This window comes from Paracoccus shandongensis (genome assembly GCF_017315735.1).
Taxonomy (GTDB): domain Bacteria; phylum Pseudomonadota; class Alphaproteobacteria; order Rhodobacterales; family Rhodobacteraceae; genus Paracoccus; species Paracoccus shandongensis.
Genome location: NZ_JAFLRK010000008.1, coordinates 25,998 through 48,188, shown reverse-complemented (window position 1 = coordinate 48,188; position 22,191 = coordinate 25,998). Strand labels below are relative to the sequence as shown.

The 22,191-nt window shown below is 58.7% G+C and carries 20 protein-coding genes and 1 pseudogene; 8 read left to right on the top strand and 13 right to left on the bottom strand.

Annotated features, from left to right (window positions below; translation table 11 throughout):
* Positions 1-58: 58 nt before the first annotated feature.
* From JX613_RS07765 to JX613_RS07745, 5 genes are all read left to right on the top strand, one after another.
* Positions 59-643, top strand: coding sequence for a helix-turn-helix domain-containing protein (locus JX613_RS07765; RefSeq protein ID WP_207100887.1), 585 nt, complete (start codon positions 59-61; stop codon positions 641-643).
* Positions 640-2,958 carry a relaxase/mobilization nuclease domain-containing protein gene (locus JX613_RS07760; RefSeq protein WP_207100886.1) on the top strand — a complete coding sequence of 773 codons (2,319 nt, stop codon included), beginning with the start codon at positions 640-642 and terminating at the stop codon, positions 2,956-2,958. The genes JX613_RS07765 and JX613_RS07760 overlap by 4 nt, the downstream gene beginning before the upstream one ends.
* Positions 2,959-2,970: 12 nt before the next feature.
* Entirely contained in the window at positions 2,971-5,229 is a 2,259-nt protein-coding gene (locus JX613_RS07755) for a type IV secretory system conjugative DNA transfer family protein (protein WP_207100885.1), read from the top strand.
* Between the two features lie 1,063 nt (positions 5,230-6,292).
* A complete protein-coding gene (locus JX613_RS07750) occupies positions 6,293-6,964 on the top strand; it encodes a ParA family protein (RefSeq protein ID WP_207100884.1) in 672 nt (223 codons plus the stop codon).
* The gene (locus JX613_RS07745) at positions 6,961-7,296 is read left to right on the top strand and encodes a hypothetical protein (protein WP_207100883.1); all 336 of its coding nucleotides are present in this window, start codon (positions 6,961-6,963) and stop codon (positions 7,294-7,296) included. Before JX613_RS07750 ends, JX613_RS07745 begins: the two co-directional genes overlap by 4 nt.
* 233 nt (positions 7,297-7,529) lie before the next feature.
* On the opposite strand, the gene JX613_RS07740 is transcribed toward JX613_RS07745, so the two are convergent.
* The 3 genes and pseudogenes from JX613_RS07740 to JX613_RS07730 all read right to left on the bottom strand — a co-directional run.
* Positions 7,530-8,411, bottom strand: coding sequence for a recombinase family protein (locus JX613_RS07740; protein ID WP_207100882.1), 882 nt, complete (start codon positions 8,409-8,411; stop codon positions 7,530-7,532).
* Positions 8,412-8,883: 472 nt separating this feature from the next.
* A complete protein-coding gene (locus tag JX613_RS07735; protein WP_207100973.1) occupies positions 8,884-9,567 on the bottom strand; it encodes an IS6 family transposase in 684 nt (227 codons plus the stop codon).
* Positions 9,568-9,645: 78 nt separating this feature from the next.
* A pseudogene (locus JX613_RS07730) lies at positions 9,646-9,807 on the bottom strand (IS6-like element ISPmar1 family transposase); the annotation flags it as partial.
* Positions 9,808-10,197: 390 nt separating this feature from the next.
* Here JX613_RS07730 and JX613_RS07725 point away from each other — a divergent pair.
* Entirely contained in the window at positions 10,198-11,328 is a 1,131-nt protein-coding gene (locus JX613_RS07725; RefSeq protein WP_207100881.1) for an S-(hydroxymethyl)glutathione dehydrogenase/class III alcohol dehydrogenase, read from the top strand.
* A gap of 58 nt (positions 11,329-11,386) precedes the next feature.
* Positions 11,387-12,217: a hypothetical protein gene (locus tag JX613_RS07720; RefSeq protein WP_207100880.1), complete on the top strand. Its 831-nt coding sequence runs from the start codon at positions 11,387-11,389 to the stop codon at positions 12,215-12,217.
* 325 nt (positions 12,218-12,542) lie between these two features.
* Here JX613_RS07720 and JX613_RS07715 read toward each other — a convergent pair whose 3' ends face one another.
* The 10 genes from JX613_RS07715 to JX613_RS07670 all read right to left on the bottom strand — a co-directional run bounded on the left by JX613_RS07715 (position 12,543) and on the right by JX613_RS07670 (position 20,401).
* Entirely contained in the window at positions 12,543-13,169 is a 627-nt protein-coding gene (locus JX613_RS07715) for a glutathione S-transferase family protein (protein WP_207100879.1), read from the bottom strand.
* A gap of 1 nt (position 13,170) precedes the next feature.
* A complete protein-coding gene (locus JX613_RS07710) occupies positions 13,171-14,025 on the bottom strand; it encodes an aromatic ring-hydroxylating oxygenase subunit alpha (protein WP_207100878.1) in 855 nt (284 codons plus the stop codon).
* 59 nt (positions 14,026-14,084) lie between these two features.
* The gene (locus JX613_RS07705; protein WP_207100877.1) at positions 14,085-14,756 is read right to left on the bottom strand and encodes a Rieske 2Fe-2S domain-containing protein; all 672 of its coding nucleotides are present in this window, start codon (positions 14,754-14,756) and stop codon (positions 14,085-14,087) included.
* A 109-nt stretch (positions 14,757-14,865) separates the two neighbouring features.
* Positions 14,866-15,012, bottom strand: coding sequence for a hypothetical protein (locus tag JX613_RS07700; protein WP_207100876.1), 147 nt, complete (start codon positions 15,010-15,012; stop codon positions 14,866-14,868).
* Between the two features lie 88 nt (positions 15,013-15,100).
* Positions 15,101-16,048, bottom strand: coding sequence for a PDR/VanB family oxidoreductase (locus JX613_RS07695; protein WP_207100875.1), 948 nt, complete (start codon positions 16,046-16,048; stop codon positions 15,101-15,103).
* Positions 16,045-16,686 carry a glutathione S-transferase family protein gene (locus tag JX613_RS07690; RefSeq protein ID WP_237168432.1) on the bottom strand — a complete coding sequence of 214 codons (642 nt, stop codon included), beginning with the start codon at positions 16,684-16,686 and terminating at the stop codon, positions 16,045-16,047. Before JX613_RS07690 ends, JX613_RS07695 begins: the two co-directional genes overlap by 4 nt.
* A complete protein-coding gene (locus JX613_RS07685) occupies positions 16,683-17,216 on the bottom strand; it encodes a Rieske 2Fe-2S domain-containing protein (RefSeq protein ID WP_207100874.1) in 534 nt (177 codons plus the stop codon). Before JX613_RS07685 ends, JX613_RS07690 begins: the two co-directional genes overlap by 4 nt.
* Positions 17,213-18,034, bottom strand: a complete 822-nt coding sequence (locus tag JX613_RS07680; protein ID WP_207100873.1) for a hypothetical protein — start codon at positions 18,032-18,034, stop codon at positions 17,213-17,215. Before JX613_RS07680 ends, JX613_RS07685 begins: the two co-directional genes overlap by 4 nt.
* Positions 18,035-18,039: 5 nt before the next feature.
* On the bottom strand, positions 18,040-19,095 hold the full coding sequence (locus JX613_RS07675) for an aromatic ring-hydroxylating oxygenase subunit alpha (RefSeq protein WP_207100872.1): 1,056 nt from the start codon (positions 19,093-19,095) through the stop codon (positions 18,040-18,042).
* Between the two features lie 367 nt (positions 19,096-19,462).
* Entirely contained in the window at positions 19,463-20,401 is a 939-nt protein-coding gene (locus JX613_RS07670) for a LysR family transcriptional regulator (protein ID WP_207100871.1), read from the bottom strand.
* Between the two features lie 238 nt (positions 20,402-20,639).
* On the opposite strand from JX613_RS07670, the gene JX613_RS07665 reads away from it, so the two are divergent.
* Positions 20,640-22,178, top strand: coding sequence for an ABC transporter ATP-binding protein (locus JX613_RS07665; RefSeq protein ID WP_207100870.1), 1,539 nt, complete (start codon positions 20,640-20,642; stop codon positions 22,176-22,178).
* The last annotated feature ends 13 nt before the right edge of the window (positions 22,179-22,191 follow it).

Sequence of the window (22,191 nt, the reverse complement as noted above, 5' to 3'; positions counted from 1 at the left end):
TGTGTTGCACACATGTAATTATGAGTCAATATTGCAGTAATGTAGCAGGAAATGTAATTTGGCATCGTTACACTCACCAAAACCAACTGGACGGCGGCTTTCGCTGAGCGAAAGCAGGGAGATCTTCGCTGCCTTCCAGCGTGGTGACAGCGTTACAGTGCTTGCCAGGCGTTTCGGGGTGTCGCGGCCGACAGTCTACCGGGCCATCGAAAAGAATGGCCGTCCGGGCCATCCGTCCGCGAATTCTGCCCGGGTCGCGATCCGTCTCACGCCTGATGAACGGGCGACCTTTGACGGGCTTGCAGGGCGGCTTGGCTTTTCCCGGGCGGCTCTCGGCCGTCGCGTCTTGCGGTTGGCAGCAGGGTATTTGGAGCCGGAGCCTGACCTCGTCGAGGCGGTTCAGGACCTGTCGCGGCAGATCAAAGCTGTGGGGGGAAACCTCAACCAGATCGCTGCGCACCTCAACCGCGAGGTCCGCTTGCAGGGACGTGCGTCACCCCACGCAGACCAGCGAGCGCAGATCGAGCTATCCGAGCGGGCCTTGAAGGCACTAGCAAAAGAGGTTGATGCGCTTTTTGTCCATGCAGCCAAGCGCCGGAAAGCGCGGGTTGAGGCGCTGCTCCGCCAGGGCAATGAGGGATGAGCCAGGCCAAATTCATCATTGGCCGCTTTGACTGGGCCAAGAACCGAGGCGGCGGCGCCGGGCGCGACACCTTCCGTGTGCGAACAGGACGGACCGCGCGTGCCATAGGGAACATCCGAGGGCTGCCCCAGGTGATGTTCAAGGTCGTCCCAAATGGGGGCTGTAAGGGCCCTAGGGGACTGGCAGCACAGCTTGGCTACGTGCTGGGCAAAGCCGAACACATCATCGACCCTAACAAGGAATATGACCGACTCGATCACCTGCCGGCGCAGTTCACCGAGGCGCTTGCCGAGGCATGGGCGGATGGCTGGGAGCGCAGGGTCAAGGCCGGGCACTCGATGCATATGGTCGCGAGCTTCCCGCGCGGCACCTGCCCCGAGAAGGTGGGTGAGATCATGCGTGCTACCTGCTTTGACATCTTCGATCAAGGCCGCAGCCGGTTCGATTACATCGCGGCGCTCCACACCGACACCGGCTTTCCGCATGTCCATATCGTCGTAGACCGTAAGAATGCCGAAGGCGAGTGGTTCTATTTCGCCCGCGACGGCGAGTTCACCTATGACCGCGTGAAGGATACCATCGTCGAACATGCCGCCGTCCACGGCATTGAAATGGTCAACAGCAGCAAGCTGTCCCGCGGCATCACCGACGAGCATGAACAAGGGCGTAACCGCGCACCTGCCGTGCGTGGCCTTGCCGGAACGCTCGTTGAGCATGGCGCTTCCCCCTATCAAAACAACCCGAGAGAGCGCCTGAGCTACTTCGTGACAGTGGAGACGCCCCAAGGTCAAAAGACCCTGTGGGGCAAGGATCTCGGCCCAGTCATTCAGGAAAGCTGCGCCCAAAAGGGCGATGCCATTCGCATCACGCATGAGGGCAAAGAGGCAGTCCAGATCGTGACGCGCGATGGGCGCACCATTGAGACGCACCGAAACCAGTGGGCTGTCACGCTGCCCGAGAGAGACATTGCCCACGCCAGCCAGCATGAACTTGCACCGACCGTCTGCGAACAAAGCAGCGCGGAATGGAAGCGCGAACAGATCTTGGCCAATGCCGCCGAATACCGTTCGCTTTCTGCCGTCTTCGCGGACGGGTTTTCCGCGCTGTCTCGCGGTTTTGCCGCAGCCGCCGACCTGCTGGAACGCGGCCTTTCATTAACCCCAGAGATTTTAGAGAACGTGAGGAGCCATACCATGCAACATGTGCGTCAAGATGATGGCCTGGACGCATCGAAGCCTATTCTGACGACCAATGCCGAGCGTGAGAACCTGCTGTCGCAAAGTGTTCAGGTTGAGATCACGGGGCTACAGGCGAAGGAATACGACCGGGCTTACAGCTCTGCCAACAGCGTAGAACGAGAGGACGGTGTTCGAGCAAGCCTGGGGATGCCTCGCGAGGAGGAGCTTGCCGCTGAAACCGCCAAGGCCTTGGCTATCATCGAGGAGGCCCGTGACAAGCTGGCCGAGGTCCGCGATACGATTGCGCAGCTTGACCCAAGCACCCGCCCCGGTATCGAGGCACAGTATTTCGCAGCCGTTCGCGACGTTGAGCGGCTGACCAGCGGGCTTGATCGTCCCGAATTCTCTGAACCCGCACAGGGGACGATCTACGCGGACGGCCACCGCGAAGCGATTGCTGCGATGGACCGCAGCCAGCTTTCCGTTGCCTTGGAGAGCACCTGCATGGATCCTGACGAGATTGCGGCGCGCGTGGCCGTCGAGGCCCGGTCTGCCGCTCTTGAGGCTCATTGGGTTGCCGTCGATGCCGAGAAGATCGCAGTCGCGCGCGGCTATGACATGGCGACCGAAGACGGCTCACGGCAGGCATATCGCGATCTTGCCGCGGCCTACCTGGCGGTTTCGGAACGCAGCCTCGTCACAGAGCGCATTGTGCCTGTGGTGGCAGACGACCGCGACCTGGTCGAGGTTGCCGAGGATCGTCAGGCGCTGATCGAGGAAGCCCGCGATTTGGCAGGCCGGAGTCATCTGAGCCATGAGCAGCAGGTCCGCCTAACCGAGATCGTGGAGCAAGTTGCGGGAAAGGATGCAGTTCATGAGCTGCGCGGCGGAAACAGCGACGCCTTGTCCGTTATGATGCTGGACAAGGCCGAGCGTTTGAACCTGGCAGCGCGGTATCTTGAAGCCGAGCAGAGCCGGGGTCTGGACCGGTCAGACGCCATTACCGCCGTCCAGATGGAACGCAGGGTCATGGAGCTTGACGAAAGGCTGGAGCGGCAGACCGCTTTTGAGCGGCACTACGAGCACGAGGTCCAGCTGCGACGCGAACGCGGTCACGACGAAGGTCACGAGCTCTAGGAGGGTACAAGGATGGCAAGTGATACAATGGCGATCCGGCTTCGGATGGCGGGCGGCGTGTTGCTGATTTCGGCCTTTGCCGCCGCCATCGGCTATGTCGTAGCGACGGGAGTGATCCAATACTGGTTTGGCCACGCAGAGCCGGACTTTCTCTGGCTAATCCGCAATTACTTGGCGCTGCAGGACTACCAGCCGAACCGATGGATGATCGTCAATATCATCATCATTGGCTTTTTCTGCGCGGGCTTGCTCATCGCCAGCCGCATCGTCCAGGAGCAGTTGACGCGATTTGGCACAACCCACTGGATGACGGAGCGGGAGCTCAAGCGCAAAAACTTCTTTGGCGATGCCCGTACGGGCTTTGTGCTGGCAAAGACGACCGGGCCGACCAGGAAGGGCCGGTACATCGTCTCTGGTAAGTATCCCCATTGCCTGCTGGTGGCACCGACTGGCGCGGGCAAGGGCGTGGGCTTCGTCAAGCCGAACCTTCTTTCCTACAAGGGCAGCGCCGTGGTTCTTGATGTGAAGGGAGAAAACTTCGAAGACACCGCGCGCTTTCGCGAAAAGATGGGACAGACGGTTTATCGGTTTAGTCCACGCGACTTTGACGAACCCTCCTTCCGCTACAATCCGCTGGATCGGATCAAGACCTATACCAACCCGGCAAAGCGCATGGCCGAGCTGGAAAAGATCGCGACGCTGTTTCTGCAAGCGGAGGACAGTTCGGCCGCCAGCTTCCTGCCGAATAGCCGGGCTATCTTCGTGGCCTGCGGCATTCTCGCCTATGAGCAAGGGGAACTGACCTTGGGGCGGATCCACAAGCTCGCCAATGGAGGCGGAGATTTCAACGCCAAGTTCAAAGCCTATGCCGGCATCGTCAAGGACCGCAGCGCCAGACTGATCTTCCAGCAGATGGCAGGCATGAACGAAAAGACCCTCACGTCCTATATCTCGATCTTAAACTCATCGGGAATGAGCGCTTGGTCGAACCCGCATACTTGCGCGGTCACGGATGCAAGCGACTTCGATTTTGCTACCTTCCGCAAAAAGCCGCAGACAGTCTACCTGACCACGCCCTTTAACGAGATTGGGGCGATTGCACCGCTGATCCGGCTGTTCTTCGCGGACCTGATTGCCACTCTGCAGGATCATGAACCCGGCAAGGATGAGCCCTTCCCTGTTCTGATCCTGATGGACGAGTTTCAGCGCATCGGCCGGATGCCGGTCGTGGCCGAGAGCATTTCGCTTCTGCGCAGCTATGGCGGCAACCTTGCGATCATCACGCAGACCATCCCCGACCTCGATGTGGTTTATGGGGAGCAGGTACGTAAGACCCTTCAGGGCGGCGCGGGGATCAAACTCTATCTCACCCCGAGCGAACCCGACACCATTGCGGAATTGTCGGATGCTGTTGGCATGACCACCAAGCGGGTCGTGAGCAAGTCTAAGAACATCAAGGACGGGCTTTTCTCCAACAACATCTCTGAGCGAACCGAGGAGCATCCCTTGCTGACGCGCGATCAGGCCCGCCGCCTGCCGAGGGAGGATGTGGTCATCGTCGTGGACGGAGACATGCCCATCCGGGCCAAGCGGTTGATGTATTATGACGATACCGCCTACAAGGAGCTCTACGAAAGCCAGGATTTCAACGCGCCGCTGCCGCAACCACCTCACGTCATCACCGAGGCCGACTACACGTACATAGAGACTGCCGAGGATACCGCTGAACAGAAGGCAGAGGCCGAGGTAGAGGGCGATGCGGCCCGGTCCCGTGCGGCCGAGAAGCGTGACGAGGACGCCGCGGCGCTGAGACAAAGGCAGTTCGACTTTGATAAGACTGAGCCGTCTACCGGTGCAGCAGGCGGCGCGGGCACCCAGCTTGGCGCTCAGAACGGTTCGCCAGATTCCGCACTGATCAAAGAGCCAGACAAAGTTGCGCCTGTGGCGAACGCAACCATTCCTCCAGAGGCGCCAGAGGCGCCAGAGGCGCAATCCCAAGAAGCGGGACAACAATCCCATCAGGTCGACGGTCAGGCAGATACAACGTCGGCCCCTGCCCCAAGAAAATGCGTGGCCCTATCGGGCGACAACGAGCTTATCAAAAAGGCAGCGTTGCTGCGTAAGAAGAATCAGGAGCGGCGGGCTGCCCTGCCCTTGCCCGAACTCAGCCCTTCGAGAACAATGTTTTCTTCGGAGAGTGCGACATTGGCGCATCTGCGGATCGAAAATCTGATAACGACGATTTCGGAGACGCTTTCGGCGGCTTCCTGAACCGCCCCCTCGAAGGGCAAGATCACCGTCGGTGTCGCCTTGAAGACAGCGACGAATAATTGCCCGAGATTCAGAGTAAGCAATCATAGTACCTGGTAGCTATCAGATAGTATTCGTTTACCGGATAGCTACTTGGTTATGGATGGCCCTCTCAGCTGCTTATCTAGGAACTTGATCATTCTGTCGTAGTGCGTTCGGTCTTCGCTATCATGCACTTTCTCGAAAGAGCTTTGATATGCTTTTCGCTCTACACTCCGCAACAGTTTCAGCAGGGCGAGCTGCGCATGTATCGTCGATGTCGTGAAGGAGATTTGGAGAATGCGGGCGGATCATAGCTGGCCTAGCTTCCCTTCCAAGCGGCATCATAAGATAGCTACCGCATACCAAGATAGTACCATTCAAGTGTCACGATCCATTTGCTTGGTAAGAAGATCTATGAGTGTAGGGCATTACTGCCGTGTGAATCTGTCAGCGTAGTGGGGTATTGGGGAGAGACGGAACTAGTGCATTGTCGACACCTGATAGCTAACCGATATACTAAAACGCCTATGCGAGTGGATACCTACTTACGAAAGTTAGGTACATCTTGATACCAGATAGCTAGCCGATATCCGCAGGGTTGCGAGTAGCTATCGGATATCAGTACATCAAAGTGTCTATGACGGGTGGTGCTTTCTACGGGCCGATTTCTGCAACTCGCTCAGTACTCGATAGCTACCATCAACCGGATTGAGCGCTGTCACAGGATCAGCACTGAGGAGCCATAGCTCACAGTGGAATACGAGTAGACTGCCAATCGTCTTTATACGACTCCGCGACCTGTACCTGTCAGCAAAGAAGGGCACCCAAGTACCTTCGAAGTATCAGACAGGTAGCTATATCTATACTGCATGGACCTGTTATATGCTTTGCTTCTGCAGGTGTTTTGCAGACACTATTCAGGCACCCTCAATATAAATAGCTGGTAGCTACTATCCAACAGTATTAGCGGATAGCTAGCAAGTATCTACTTGCCAGTTCGGCTGGTTGCTGCTTTGGTACCTCGAAAAAGAGGGAGCAGAAGATGCCAGTGATCAGCTTTGCAAATCCTAAGGGTGGAGCAGGAAAGACGACGACCGCTCTTCTGGCTGCAACACAATTGGCCGAAGCTGGGGCGACAGTCGCAATTATAGATGCCGATCCTGAGCGATGGATTTCTCAGTGGGGGGCTCTCCCGGGCAAGCCAGAGACAATACAAATCATCAGCGACGTAACCGAAGATACTATTGTGGACGTGATCGAGCGTGAAGCAGCTCAGGCTCAATTCGTTATCGTGGACTTGGAAGGCACAGCATCCCTGATGGTGGCGAATGCGATCGGCATGTCGGACTTTGTGACGATCCCGCTACAGGGTTCGAGTATGGACGCGAAGGGCGGGGCGAAAGTGCTGAAGCTGATCGCCTCCCAAGCAAAGCTGGCTCGTCGCACAATTCCTCATGCCGTTGTGCTGACGCGAACCAGTGCGGCTATCAGATCTCGCAGTCTAAAGAACGTCAGTACTGAACTAGAGGATGCAGGCATTCCTGTTTTCCAGACCGCAATAGTGGAACGCGCAGCTTATCGCGACCTTTTCGATTTTGGGGGCACATTACTGGCTCTGGACTCATCCCAGACGAGCAACATCGAGAAGGCGATTGAGAACGCCCGTCAGTTTGCGGGCGAGTTGGTCGCGAAGATCAAGGAGGCTGTAGCATGACGAACACGCGCGCAAAGATCGGGTTTGGTGATGCTCTTGATGACCTGGCGTCGTTCACGCCAGCTAAGCCTACCAAAACTGTAGCAGAGCCTAATGCGGCGGCAGCAGTTGGGTTCACACGGCGGGAACCCTCGGCGATTCATGAGAATGTAACGGCACCACAAAAGGTGCAGAGGCGGCGCAGGACAGGCCGGAACGTCCAGATCAACATCAAAGCGAAGCAAGAGACTCTCGATCGATTCTATGCGGCAGTAGATGCGATGGGATGTGGGGTAGGGGAGGCATTTGAAGTTGCTGTGGACCTTCTTGAGACCAAGATATCAGAAAGCTAACTGGTACCATGAAGGTATTTAGGCGTTTTTGGTAGAGCTTCAGGAATATAAGGGGTGGGGTAGGGGATCGGGATGAATGCTCCCAGCTAAGTAAACAGAAGTTGTCCTGTTCATGCTTGAGGACCCGGCCACACTTTACTCTACCTCTTTCCTTCGATTTTGGCACCCAGCACGAATGCCCGACGGGCCAAAAGCCAGTCGCCCCTTATCGGTCGGCCTGACCCGGCAGGGGACTAGGCCGTGATCAGGCCCATCTTCTCGGCCCGTAGCAGCAGCGACCGTACGGACGACGGATACCATTTCGAACTGCCGCGGGGGGTGCGTTCGCGCATGTCCTCCAGCCGCTTGGCAATGCCCGCCAGCGTCAGGTCGGGATCGGCATGGCGCATCCCGGCGATGATGGCCAGCAGCCGGTCGTCCGCTGTGCGGCGCGGGGCGCGGTCCAGCACGGCCGCAGGCAAAAGCCCGTCGCGGACATAGCGGCGGGCCGCGCGCTTCAACCGCTCGACCGTCCAGGGCTGGCCGGTGCGGTTGCCCAGGAGCCTGGTCAGGTCGTCCCAGGCCATTCCGGGTCGGTGCCGGCGCACCAAGGGCAGCCAGGTGTCGGCTGTGGCCTCGAGCTTCTGGAAGTAGGTCTCGTCCCGGGCGGCACGCAGCTTGCGGATCGCCTCACGGTCGCCCGCCTTCAGTGCCGGATTGCCGCCGACCCGCCCCTGCGCACGCGCGGCCCGCAGCCCGGCCTTGGTGCGTTCCCTGATCAGCGCGCGTTCCAGTTCCGCAACCGCCCCCATCACCTGCAGGCTGAACTTGCCCTGTGCCGTGGTGGTGTCGATCGGATCGCCCAGCGACCGGAAATGCGCGCCCTTGGCCTCCAGCGTCTCGATCACCTGCAACAGATGGCTCAGCGAGCGCGCCAGCCGGTCCAAGCGGACCACCACCAGCGTCTCTCCGGGCCGGATCGTTGCCAGCAGCCGCGCCAGGGCAGGGCGGGTGCGGTCGGCACCCGAGGCGTGCTCCTCATGGATCACGGCACAGCCCGCCGCACGCAGCTCCATCCGCTGCGGGTCAAGCGTCTGTTCACCGGTCGAGACGCGGGCATAGCCGATCAGAGGCATGGATGGCTCCAAGGTTGGGCTGTTGGTTGCCCTGCATACACAATCAAGATGCGTAAGAAAATGGTCGTTTGTTGACACGTGCAAAGCAAAACGTCGCTAATTCGTGCTGTTTTTGAGAAGGGCAGGGGGGGCCAGATACGAGGCCTGTGCCTCCTGCCAGAACAGCACTCCTGTAATCCAAAGACGTTTGAGAGCAGCCTTTCGGGACGCAGAGCGGGCTGCTGACGACCCCCCAGCAAGTACTGTCGATAAGCGATGATTACCGGCTATATATCAACAATCCTTAGAATGGCTCCCTGATCCGCAACTGTGCCGATAATTGCGGAGTTGGCAGAGTACAGGCGCGAGGTTATCGTCTTTTTCTTTGGGCGGCTCTTGGGTAACTGGGGCAGATTCCGGGCGTTGATGATGTGATCGAGCTCTGTCGCAAACCGTGGGACAGGATATGTACGGTCGGCGACGTTTGTGGAATTCAGGCGGCCAGCTGACAGAACTGCTGAAAGGGACGCAGTTCGGGCCTGAACTGGCTCTTGCGGATCATGTTCACGATCTCGATGCCTCCTATAGTCGAAGCGGCTGAGGTGAAGCTCTTGAAGCCCAGCATGGGTCTCACCCGACGCTTGATGAAACGGTGGTCCTGCTCAACCAGATTATTGAGGTATTTGATCCGCACCATCTCAATCGGGAGCGGGCAGCCGAAGCGCTTCAGCATCCGATTGATGTCCTTGATGGCGTGGGTATTGGCGGCACTCTTATCCATGACGATCTTACGCGGGAGGCCGTTGACCTCCATTGCCCGGGCAAAGAACTTGATCGCTGCCGGCTTGTTGCGGCGCTTCGACAGCATGAACTCCAGGGTTTTTCCGAACTTGTCCACGGCGCGGTAAAGATAAACCCATTGTCCTTTCACCTTGATGTACGTCTCGTCCATCCGCCAGGATCTGTCAGTCGCCTGCTTGCGGCGGCGAGCATCCTCAGCGACCTGCCCGGCATAGCGCTCCACCCATCTGTTCAGCGTGGCATGATCGACCCTGACGCCTCGCTCAGCCATGATCTCCTCAAGATCGCGGTACGACACGCTGTAGCGCAGATAGAAGAAGACGGCGTGCAGGATGATGTCTTTGGGGAAATGAGAGCCTTTGAACGATACGGCGATAGCTCATCCTCCGATCTCAGTCCTCAGGCCGATCATAGTCTCTTGCCGCTGACCTGCCAAAGTTTGCGACAGATCCTATCGCTCCACCCACCTGTTCAGCGTGGCATGATCCACTGTGACACCGCGCTCCGCCATGATCTCCTTAAGGTTGCGGTACGACACCCCGTAGCGCAGATAGAAGAAGACGGCGTGCAGGATGATGTCCTTGGGGAAATGAGCACCCTTGAATGACACGGTCATCGCTCATCCTCTGAAAACGTCAGTCCTCAAGCCGATCGTAGCCTCTTGTCACTGACCTGGCAAAGTTTGCGACAGATCCCCACAGATCCCCTTGGATCAACTGATAACATATCTAAAGGGTGCGCGCTGTTCTTTGGCAACGCTGAAAAGGTGATACGTACCGTATTGCGCTGTTCAAAATTGTGAACGCCAAGTCCAGATAAAATGACTTCTTTGGATGGGTTATGCCCATATTCTAATCTTCAGCAAGACACGTCTGGTGCGTTTAATCTCCGCCGCCGGACGAGGCGAAGCCTTGATCCTCCCTTTGTCGAGGCTTCGCCAGTTTTCTCAACACGCGAAGATCGCCTGTCCCGCATTGCCGGACGAGCATGGAACAAGGAACCGACCATGAAGACTCGTGCCGCCGTAGCCCTGGAGGCTGGCCGACCGCTGGAAGTGATGGAGGTCAACCTCGACGGCCCGAAAGAGGGCGAGGTGATGATCGAGATCAAGGCCACCGGCATCTGCCACACCGACGAATTCACCCGTTCGGGCGACGATCCGGAAGGCTTGTTCCCGGCGATCCTGGGCCATGAAGGCGCAGGCGTGGTGGTCGAGGTCGGCCCCGGCGTGAAATCGGTCAAGCCGGGCGATCACGTCATCCCGCTTTACACGCCGGAATGCCGCGAATGCCCGTCCTGCCTGTCGGGCAAGACGAACCTGTGCACCCGGATCCGCGCGACCCAGGGCCAGGGCCTGATGCCGGATGGGACCAGCCGGTTCTCGATGCTGGATGGCACGCCGATCCACCACTACATGGGCTGCTCGACCTTCTCGAACTTCACGGTGCTGCCCGAAATCGCGGTGGCCAAGGTCCGCGAGGACGCGCCCTTCGACAAGATCTGCTATATCGGCTGCGGCGTCACCACCGGCATCGGCGCGGTGATCAACACCGCCAAGGTGGAAATCGGCGCCAAGGCGGTGGTCTTTGGCCTGGGCGGGATTGGGCTGAACGTGATCCAGGGCCTGCGTCTGGCGGGCGCGGACATGATCATCGGCGTCGACCTGAACAACGACAAGAAGGAAATGGCCGAACGCTTCGGCATGACCCATTTCGTCAACCCCAAGGAAATCGACGGTAGCATCGTCCAGCACATCGTCGAGATGACCAAGACGCCCTTCGACCAGATCGGCGGCGCGGATTACTCCTTCGACGCGACCGGCAGCACCAAGGTGATGCGCGACGCGCTGGAGTGCACCCATCGCGGCTGGGGACAGTCGGTCATCATCGGCGTGGCGGCCGCAGGCGCGGAAATCAGCACCCGCCCGTTCCAACTGGTCACCGGCCGGGTCTGGAAAGGCACCGCCTTTGGCGGCGCGCGCGGACGCACGGATGTGCCGAAGATCGTCGACTGGTACATGGACGGCAAGATCGAGATCGACCCGATGATCACTCACACCATGCCGCTGGACGACATCAACAAGGGCTTCGACCTGATGCACAAGGGCGAGTCGATCCGCTCGGTCGTCCTTTACTGAACCCTAAGGGGCCGCGATGCTTGGTCAAAGAATTCAGATTGCGCGCCAAAGCCTCGACATGGAGATTGCCGAATTTGCCTCGGCGCTTGGCATGGGTGGCAACGCCGCCACTCTTACTAGGTGGGAGGCAGACGAGGCATCGCCGACACTTCGTGACCTGACAGCCATTGGTTCGCTGGCGGGCATCTCGCTCTGCTTCTTCCTGCCGCCGCTTGTCAGAGACATTAAGGTGCAGAGATACTTCGGCGATGCCGTCAACTCTCTGCCGATAAGGGCACGGGCGCTAGTGGCGACATATATTTCCGTCGAGAACTACATCTCTGCCGAGTTTCTGGCCACGGGAACCATCACCCCACCCAGCAGAATGGATTTTTGCGATCCGAAGCATCGAACTGCCACTGGTATAGCGGACATGATCCGGCATCGACTGGGGATTGGTTCCCGTTCGTTTCGAAGCCTGTCGGATGAGCTTGAGCTGAGTGGCCTGAAAATTTTTGCAGCGCGCCTGCCTGCCGAAATAACTGGCATAAGTTGCGACGTCTGCCTTGGGGATAATACGGCACATCCCTTTTTCGTTGCCTCAAGCAGCGCCTCACTCCGGGAAACACAGGAAAACCTGTTCGACTGGGCCTTCTCGGAAGGCATAAGGGCAATCTGCGGCGATAGCGCCGAGCTTCATTCGGAGACAAGGACAATCTTCTTTCGGTCGTGCTTTCCGACCTCTGGTGCATCGGAGACCCGTACCCTGTGCCACACCAGGGAAGACAGCCGCACGGATGGGCATGCAAGCGCCATTTACCGAAAGGTCAGAAGCGGCACCGCAAGCGGGCGCTTGTCGAAGTCGGACGCGCAGCGCATCGAAACGATCCTGCGCAGCAGCGAGGCCTAGCAGGCTGTACAAGCCATCCAATGCCGTGCAAGAGCATGTTTAATCCTCTGCCTAACCGGAGGCGGGGCGACGATAACCGGGATGGATGTGACGCGCGGGTTGTAATCCAGCTGCAACGATCCACCGGCTCTAGCGTGGCAGATTGTGGTTTGCAGCGAGAAATCAACCGCTGGCCGTTCCCGTGGCCAGCACGGAACGGCCAAGAGTCTTGCACTGCCGCAAGACACGGTTTTGCCTGGCTACTGCTGACTCGGCAAGATCATCAAAAGACCGGGTACGACATCCTGATGACAGGTGACGTCCCCGGTCATGGCAGTCCGACAGATCAATCGAAGATGTTGATCCCCGGCATGAGCTTGAAGCGCGGAAGATTGACGAACCTGCGTATCCAACGCTGGATTGCCGGGTAATAGAACAACTCGATGCCGCCGTCCCCAGCCAGCGCCACATAGGGGAAGCACGCGATATCCGCCACCGTGGGGTTCGATCCGGCAATCCAGTTGAAACCTTGCAGCTCCTGGTTGGCCAGATGGTCATCCAGGATCCGGAACAGCCTGTGAGCACCGGCCCTTGCCTGCGCCACGTCGAGGTCATAGCCCAGAACGTCGTGCAGCCGTGCCGCCGAGGCCGTGGACGTGATGCTGTCCGCGAAAGCCAGCCATTGCGCAACCCGGCCCAGTTCGGACGGATCGTTGACCGGCCACCACGTTGCTGTCGGATCGTAGCGCGAGGCAAGATACACGAGAATGGCTTGTGCGTCCCGGATGTAGGCTCCGTCATCCTCCAGTACCGGGATCTGGCCCAGTGGATTTATCTGGAGAAATTCATCAGACTTGTGTTCACGCCCCGGAAAGAAGTCCACGGCTCGTTTTTCATGGGACAGTTCCAGGAAATCTAGCAACAGCCGTATCTTGTAGCAGTTGCCGGACAGGACATAATCGTACAGCTTCATTTCATGCCGCCTCGTTGAAGAGCGCGACACCCCACTGAAGTTCATTGGCCTTCAGCCAGCGACGGTAGGCGATCGAGGACGCGTCCGCGCGGGTTGGCAATTCCCAACGGGGATCGAGCGGCAGCTTCCGAGGAACTTGGTTCTCGAGGATCATCCGGTCCTGCAGGAAGATGTTCTGCTGGAAGTGGAGAAGGCCGGTGTCGGTGTTTTCATCGTCAAAGACTAGAATGAACGAATGGACGATGCATTCGTCCTCTTCCACGGGCTGGATGAACAACCCAACCAGATCCCAGACATTATCCCGGATCGGGCAGGTCTTGTACAAAATCGTCGAATAGGGATGCGGGACGCGATACTTGTATTCGGTTATCTGGCCGCCCGATGCAGCCGCCGAAGCCATGGGCTGGAAGAACTTGCATTTGGTCGCCCAGATTTCGTCTTTTTCCGCATCCATGCTGACGTCGTAACTTTCGACGCTCGGATGCTCTTCCACGCCGAGGATATCGGTGTGGACGAAGGGAAAATGCGCCATGTCGAGGAAGTTTTCCACGCAGCGCAGCCCCGAGCAGCGAACGCCCACGCCGCCGGCGGTCACAAGACGCCGGTCCGGCTCGTCGAACTCGGGCATGTCGTAAAGCGGGCGCGGCGTATCGCTCAGCGTGGTCCAGAGATGGCCATAGCGGATCTGAGTCAAAAGGCTGCGCCCATCCGCGTCGTTTACCGAAAGAACACCAGCCTTGTCGCTCACAGTCAGATCCTGCGACAGAAGCCGGACGGGCTTTGCTTCTGCGCCGTCGAAATCGGGAAGACGGCCAATGGCGTACCATTGCGAACGGGTGAAAGTATCGAGTGTCATAGTGTGTTTCTCCTCGCTTGTCGAAGTGAGACGATCAACTTGCTAGGCTGCGATGCCTATCAAGCGGCGCTTGACGCCTTGAATACCTGCCGCAGACGGCTGGTCAGCTTGCTGACGGCGATCGCGACATCCTCCGATGCACTGGCTGGAACCGAGGTGTGGATCATCGCCCCGTGTTTCTTCATGTCCAGGAACGCTAGGAGGATTTCTTCCTCCACTCCGTGAACGCGGACGATTCCAGCGTGGTCGGTGATCTTCGACACCAGACCGGCGCCCATGCCTTCGGCAAGTTCATTCAGGCTGACCGGGGTGGCGTCGATATGGACCGAACGGTTGGGAACCCAATCACCGTCGATAGATGGCGGCGCCGTCGTCTCGCCGGGATTGGCGACCCAGATGAACCCGCCAGCATCTGCCGCTCGATAGGCCTTAGCGCGGATCGTCTTGGGCGGGGTCAGTTCGGGATGCGCCGGGATGCCCGCGCAGGCGCCCGCCCCATCATAGGACCAGCCATGATACAGGCATGTCAGCGTATTCCCCCGGACGATGCCGTAGGACAGGCGCATGCCCCGGTGAGGGCACCTGTTTTCCCATGCGCGGATCTGGCCGTCCTCGCCGCGCCACAGAGCGATGTCGTTGTCGGCGATCACCACGCGTCCTGCCGTCTTCGGAAGGACATAGTTCTGAAGTCCGGCAGGGAACCACCCGGCTTCCAGTTCTGAAGGTTTCATTCCACTCCCCATTTCTGCATTTCAGCCCAGGGCACTGGCCAATCGGGCCATGGTCCAGCGCGTTCATTTCAGCGTCCTTCGCGGCGCCGGGCGTCGCTTCTGGACCGCGTCAGACGGTTTCAAGCGTGATCGCGTCGATGTTCACGTCGTCCGGCCCGAGCCAGCAGGCAATCTCGAACATGTCGATAAGCCGTTCGTCCCCGGTCAGGATCAGCGTGATGCAACTAGGAGTCGCACTGGCGATCGTGCTCGACAACGAAAGGCGCCGGGCGAAGTGGCTGACCATGGCAAGGCAGGACTCGGTCTTGAGAGTTCCCTCAAGAGATACGCGCCGCGTTACCATGTCACAGATCCAGCACCAGTCTCTTGCCCTTGCAACGCGACACGCAAGGCAGGATCAGCGTCCCAGATTCCTTTTCGGCCGGATTGAGGTAGAAATCGCGATGGTCCGGCTCGCCTTCCAGAACTGTAGTCAGGCAGGTGCCGCAAACCCCCTGCTCGCAGGATGTCATCGGCTCCAGTCCGGCAGCCTCCATGGCGGCGATGATGGTCTGGTCTTCTTCGACCTTTAGTGTAACGCCAGATTTTTGCAGCACCACCTCAAAGCTGTCGCCGTCGAGTTCCAACGCATCCGGATCGATGCTGAACCGCTCCAGATGGACGCGGTCGCTTTTCCAGCCGCAGTCCTTCGCCAATTGCTCGACCAGGTCCATGAAGGGTCCGGGCCCGCAGAAATACAGGCGCGCATCGGCGGGCGGGTTGGACAGGATGCCGGTCAGAACGGCGTTGAGCGTCGGTGGAACAAGGCCAAGATAGACCGGGGCCTCGTCAAGGGCAGCGAGTTCGCTTTTGAACGGCGCATGCTCGGCGCTTCGGGCGAACAGGTGAAGGACGCATTTGCGGTTCACGGACTGAAGGTGGCGCGCCATCGCCAGCACCGGGGTAATGCCAATGCCCCCGGCAATCAGGATCACCGGACCCTCGTCCGACCGAAGCTCGAAATTGTTCCGCGGCAGGCCCACCTCGATCTCGTCGCCCTCGTGCAGCGCGTGCATCGCAGCTGATCCGCCCCGGCCATTCGCTTCGCGCTTGACGCCGATGTGATAGGCGTCGCGGTCCTTGGGGGCGTTCCAGAGCGAGTACTGGCGGACGATGCCGTCGCCGACGCAGACGTCGATATGATCGCCCGGCGTGAACTTGACGGAAGATCCGTCGCAGGGAACCAGTTCGAACGATCGGATTTCAGGCGTCTGCTCCACGATCCGCCTGATCTTTACCCGTTGAGTGTTCATGGCGTCTCCTTCGGCATTGGAAGAGGCATCATGCCGGGCATTGGCTTGAACCCCTTGAGTCTCATGAAGCGCTCCATCCACCGCGACACGGAGGAAAACGGAGCCAGGTCGATGCCACCTTCTTCGGCAAGTGCAATGTAAGGAAAGCATGCGACATCCCCGATGGTGGGATGCGGCAGCGGCAGCAGCCATTCGTGACCATCCTTCTCGGCGAACCAGAGATGCTCGTCGATGATCCGCAGCAGCCTGATGCCGTCGGACCGAGCCTTGCCCACGTCCAGCCGATAGAACATTGCATCATGCAGCCGCGCGGCCGAGATGGAACCTGTCAGTTGGTCCGCAAAGGCAAGCCATTGGTAGACCTCACCCTGGCGGTCGCGCGGAAACCACTTGCCGGACTTGTCGTATGCGGTGGCAAGATAGACCAGGATGGCTTGCGCATCGCGAACCGCTTCGCCCCCCTCCACGATTGCCGGAAGCTGTCCCAGCGGATTTATGTCAAGGAACCGTGGCGACTTGTGCTCGTAGCCCGGATAAAAGTCGACAAGGATCGACTGGTATTCCAAGTCAAGCTGCTCCAGCAGGAAGCGGACCTTGAAGCAGTTCCCCGAAAGCGGATAGTCATGCAGCTGTATCATGACTCCTCCAGTCTGCGCCGGATGGCCGACAGTTCCGCGCGCCGTTGCACTGGATCGCCGGTCGGGTAAACCATTGTCCTATCTATACCCCAAGGGGTGAGATGATTAGCGCTGGCATCGACATGCAGCCTAACTTGATCGACCGGCGCCGCGATGTGGACCGGATAGCATGGTTCGCCCGCGCTGCCTGAGGGCGCGCATTCTTCTTCGCTTGCCCAGACAAAACCGTCCGCCACAGCCGTGGAATAGACGGTCGCAGTGATGTCTTCCGACGGGCGTCCCTGCAGCGCAGGAACCTGCGTTACCTTGCCCGATTCATCAAACTTCCAGCCGTGGTACACGCCTTCGAGGTATCCGCCCATGTTCCGTCCGGCGCTAAGCCTTACGGAACGGTGGGGGCAGCGATCCAGCCAGACGTTGATCGCGCCGCTGGCGCCGCGCCAGATGACCAAGGGCTTGTCGCCCATCATCGACCTGACAATCGAAAAATCGCGGACGTCCTTTTCAAGTGCAACGACATATGAGGTCATGTCATCGCCCCATAGCTCACTTGATTGGCCCGCAGCCATTCGCGATAGTTAAGCGAAGAGCTGTCCACCTCGATGGAGGTTTCCGCGCCGTTCAGCGGCAACTTCTTATGGACATGCCGCTCGAGGACATACTTGTCCTGGGCCGAGATGCTCTGCTGGTCGGCCTTCAGCTGGCGCTCGTCCATCCAGTCTTCTTTTATCCAGGCAAGCAGCTTGTGTGCGATGAAGTTTTCCTCGTCCACGGGCTGCGCGAAGATGCCGAGGTAGTCGTACCGATCCGGTGTCGACGGGCGATGGATGAAGAGAACCACCGAATACGGATCCGAAATCCGGTAGGTGTATTCCGCGACCGAGTTCGTCAGCGGCAGCCAGGCTTTCTGCGACTTTAGCCATAGCGCTCCCGCGTCATCCACGCTGGCCTCTCCCGGAACCAGGTCTAGGTGATCCTCGTCACCCAGGATGTTGGGATGCAGAAACGGGAAGTGCGCGTTGTCAATCACGTTGTCCACGATCCGCAGGCCCGAACACTTGATCGGCGTGGACCAGATGTTCATCACCAGGCGATCGACCTCGTAGTATTCCAGCAACTGCTGTGGGGGTCCGTCGGGCGTGCCAAGGCTTGTCCAGACATATCCCAGCCGCTCGGTCACCGGCAAAGGCCGGGAGTCGCTCGACGCGGAAATCCAGGTCTTGTGGATTTCCAAATCGATGTCGTGGCCCAGAAGCCTGGTCCTAGTCGCCTTCCGCCGCCGGATATCCGTTGGCGACCCAAGCGGGTACCAACGGTTCCAGACCGCTGCGTCTTCACGTGCGTTCATGCCGGTCACTTGCTTTCGGTGACGTCGGTGAACAGGGCCGCCTTGAACGCTTCTTCACCCTTGGTAGCGGCGGTGGAGAGTTCGCGCAGCCATTTCCGGTACTGGTTCGAGATCTTGTCCGTCGGTAGCGAAACCTCGTCCAGGTAGATTGGGCCGGGTTGCGTTTCGATGACAGGCTGGTCTTCGGCCAGAACAAGCTTCTGGAAGTCGAGCGGCTGACTGTCGGGCATAGTGTCGTCGGTATGCGCGATGATCATGAAGTTGCGGCACGAATTCTGCGAAATCGGGCTGGATGTTGTCCAGAGAAGGAACGGCTTGTCGTTCTTGTACAGTCTGATCGACAGGTTGACGCTGAACGGCATGGAGTTCCGGTAGTTCCAGCTTCCCAGCGGGCTGTCGTCCGGCAGCGTGTCCAGCATGTCGCGGCCCGGCTCCATAAAAAAGCGGAGTTCGCCGCCCACGCGGTCCACAGGCACGATTGCCGGTTCCGAATATGCCGGGTCATAAAGGGTACCCGGATGCACATAGGCGAAGTGTGAGAAGTCGGTGAAGTTTTCCCAGCGGCGTTCGGCCGAGCTGTCCCAGTTGTAGGGCTCCGCAATGATCTGGCGCTTGTACTCGGGGTTTTCCCAAGCCTCGCAATAAGGAATGTTCGTGCAATCCCACGAGCTGTCCAGGCGGACCCAGATGATTCCATACCGCTCTTCGCAGGCATAGGCGGGCGTGAACGCCTTTTTCGGAATGGCGTCGTTGGGACAGGCCGGCATTAGTTCGCAGCGGCCGCTAGCGCCGTATTCCCAGCCATGATACGGGCACTGGATGCGGTTGTTATCAAGCACCTTTCCGACGGACAGTTTCGCGTAACGATGCGCGCAACGGTCCCGCATGGCGACGTATTTTCCGTCCAGCTTCGCAATGACCAGCGGTTCGTCCAGAAGCATCCTGCCGATCGGACCATTGCCTGCTGGATCGGCAGCCTGGAGTTCGTTCACGGTTGCGACAGGATGCCAGAAATGGCGCAGATAGCTTTGATCTGCGGTGAGTGGAGTCAAAGCGTTCATTATTCCCCCCGGTTAGCTACCGTTGTAATAGTTGCTTCATAATAGCCTACGGAAAGCACTGCGTTTCAAAAAGTGCAGTAGTTTGTACCTTGTGTTTCAGATTCTGAACAATCCAAGGCGCTAAGAGTGACCAACCTTATGGTCCAGCGAAGACTCGCATCCAAATCACTCCATCGTGCCCAGTTTGACACGGCATGCTCGCTTAAAATGTGCCCACATCTGTGTGCCCTTCGCCCTTATTTACAATGTAATTACAGACGTTTTCTGCGACGACCTTTTCTGGTTTGAGCGCGAACGCAGGGTCTTGATTGGGAACGGCTCATGTCTGGCGCATTCCTGCGCGCGCCTTGCATGCTGGCAGAACGTCTCAGTCGTTTCCTCGAACCAAGGCATACCCAGGATGACGAATGACACTAGAAAACTGCTTGCACAAGGTCTCGACCACCAGCTTGACGCGCGGGTTTTTGTGCCGGGCGGCGCCATAGATCGCCCAGACGGCAATCTGGTCCACATTCTCGGCGGGCTTCAGTAAGGGGACAAGGCTGCCCTGCGCCACTTCGTAGTGAACGAAAAAGTCGGGCAGGTAGGAGACAGCCTCGCCCGAAACTGCATAGAACTTCGCCATCCAGTAATCGTGCACGCTGAACCGCATGCTGTAGCGTGCAACCTGCTTGCTTTCATCGTCCTGAAGCAGCCAAGGCTCGGCAATACCCTTTCGCATGTATTCAATGCCTGGCATGGGCGATAGGTCGTCGATCCTTTCGGGAGTACCCCACTTCTCAAGCAGGATCGGACTTGCATAGGCGCGATAGCTGACATTCCCGAGCTTCCGGCATACATAATCGGACGACGGCGCTGTGCCGACGAAGATCATGCAGTCGAAGTCGGATTGCTCCGGCAAGGGCGTATCGCTGGGGTAGGTGCGTGTCTCGAACGATAAGCCGGGATGCTCTCGCGCCAGCAACAAGGTGGCGGCGCCGATGATGCTGGTTCCGAACTCGGCGCTGCCTAGGATGCGAACCTTGCCGTTCAGCGAACTGTGCGCGCGCTGAGCGGCGCTTGTCGCAACCTCAATGCTGTCGAACACGCGCGCGCTGTTGTCCAGCAGGGCACGACCTGCATCGGTCAGGTGCAACCCCTTTTGGGATCTGAGGAACAGTTCGACTTCAAGCAGATCCTCCAGACGGCGAATGCTATGGCTCAACGTCGCCTTTGGAATGCCGGACACCATCGTCGCGCGCGTCAGACTGCCCGCCCGGGCAATCAGCACAAAGTTGCTGATGTCCTTCAATTCTACCTTGGGCATATTCAATCCCTGGGTGCCGTTCTATTTTTGGAACGGAACGTCTCTGTTGTTTGTCTACTCGTCGTAATCTCGACTTGCTACGCAAGCTAGAGTCAGCGTTCGGCAGATTGATCAGTGTACGATCAGCTTGAGCGCTGCCTACAAAAAAGGCAAAAAACGCAACTTTTGTCGCAGATCTGGCGCGAGTTGCTGCCGGGTTCCGCAAGAATGCGTGGTCATCAATAACAGGGAGCAGCATTTGAAGACCAAGGTAGGTGAATCCCCCCCATTGCTTCAACTGCGGAACATTACCAAAAGATACGGCACATATGTGGCAAACGACAGCGTGTATCTTTCGCTGGAACAAGGCCAGATATGCGCCATCCTCGGTGAGAACGGCGCAGGCAAGTCCACCCTCATGAAGACCATTTACGGTATTCAGCAACCTGATGAGGGCGAGATTGTCTGGAATGGTGAAAAGGTCGCCGTCACCAGCCCGAGCGTTGCCCGAGACCTGGGCATCGGAATGGTGTTCCAGCATTTCTCGCTGTTTGAAACGATCAGCGTCGTTGAAAACATCTCGTTGACCGTTCCCGGATCATTGCCGGACCTGTCCGAGATAATCAGCCAGAAGGCGAATGAATACGGCCTTCACGTTAATCCCGACGCGCCGGTGCATGGCCTTTCAGTCGGCGAGCGACAGCGGGTCGAGATCATCCGCTGCCTTATGCAAGATCCGAAGCTGCTCATCCTGGACGAACCAACATCCGTGCTGCCGCCCCACAGCGTCCAGCAGCTTTTCGGGACATTGAGGAAACTGTCCGAGCGTGGCGTCGCGATGCTCTATATCTCGCACAAGCTGGAGGAAATCAGGGACCTGTGCCATTGCGCCGTCGTGTTGCGCCAGGGACGCGTGACGGGAACAGCGAACCCACGACAGGCCACATCGGCGGAACTGGCCCGCTTGATGATTGGACAGGCCATCCCGACAGCCCGCCATGCCGAGGCGAAACCAAGCTGCGAGCCGGCCCTGACCGTTAGCGACCTCAGCTATGACAACCCCGATCCGCTGGGAGAGAGCCTCGACAGCGTCTCGATGGTGGTCCGCCCGGGCGAGATCGTCGGCATTGCCGGTGTGTCGGGCAATGGCCAGTCCACGCTGGCGCGGCTTTTGTCAGGTGAAATCAGGCTGCAGAGCGACATGGCGAGCAGGATCCGGGTTTTTGATCGTTCTGTGGGGGATACCCAGCCGGGAATGCGCAGGGAACTGGGAGTGACGTTTGTCCCGGAAGAACGGCTGGGGCGCGCCACGGTCCCTGCTATGAGCCTGGCGGACAACGTGCTTCTTACCGCCCACCGGGCGGGCCTGGTCCGAAAGGGATTGATCAGACGACGGCAGCAGGCCGATTTCGCTGACAGTTGCATTTCCGGCATGGATGTCCGTTCGCGGGGTCGGCAATCGATCGCGTCCAGCCTCTCGGGCGGCAACCTCCAGAAGTTCGTGCTGGGCCGCGAGATCCTGCTGGAGCCTCGTATCCTGATCGTTTCCCAGCCGACCTGGGGCATCGATGTCGGAGCGGCGGCGATGGTCAGGCAGAAGTTGGTGGACCTGCGGGACACCGGCACGGCGATCCTCATGATTTCCGAGGAACTGGAGGAGATATTCGAGATCTCCGACCGGATCCACGTCATGTACCATGGACGCCTGTCTCCCTCGGTCCAGGCCAGGTCTGTGACCGCCGAAGACGTCGGGCGGATGATGATGGGCGAATTCGACCAGACGATGAGGGCGGCGTGATGATAGGCGGGTA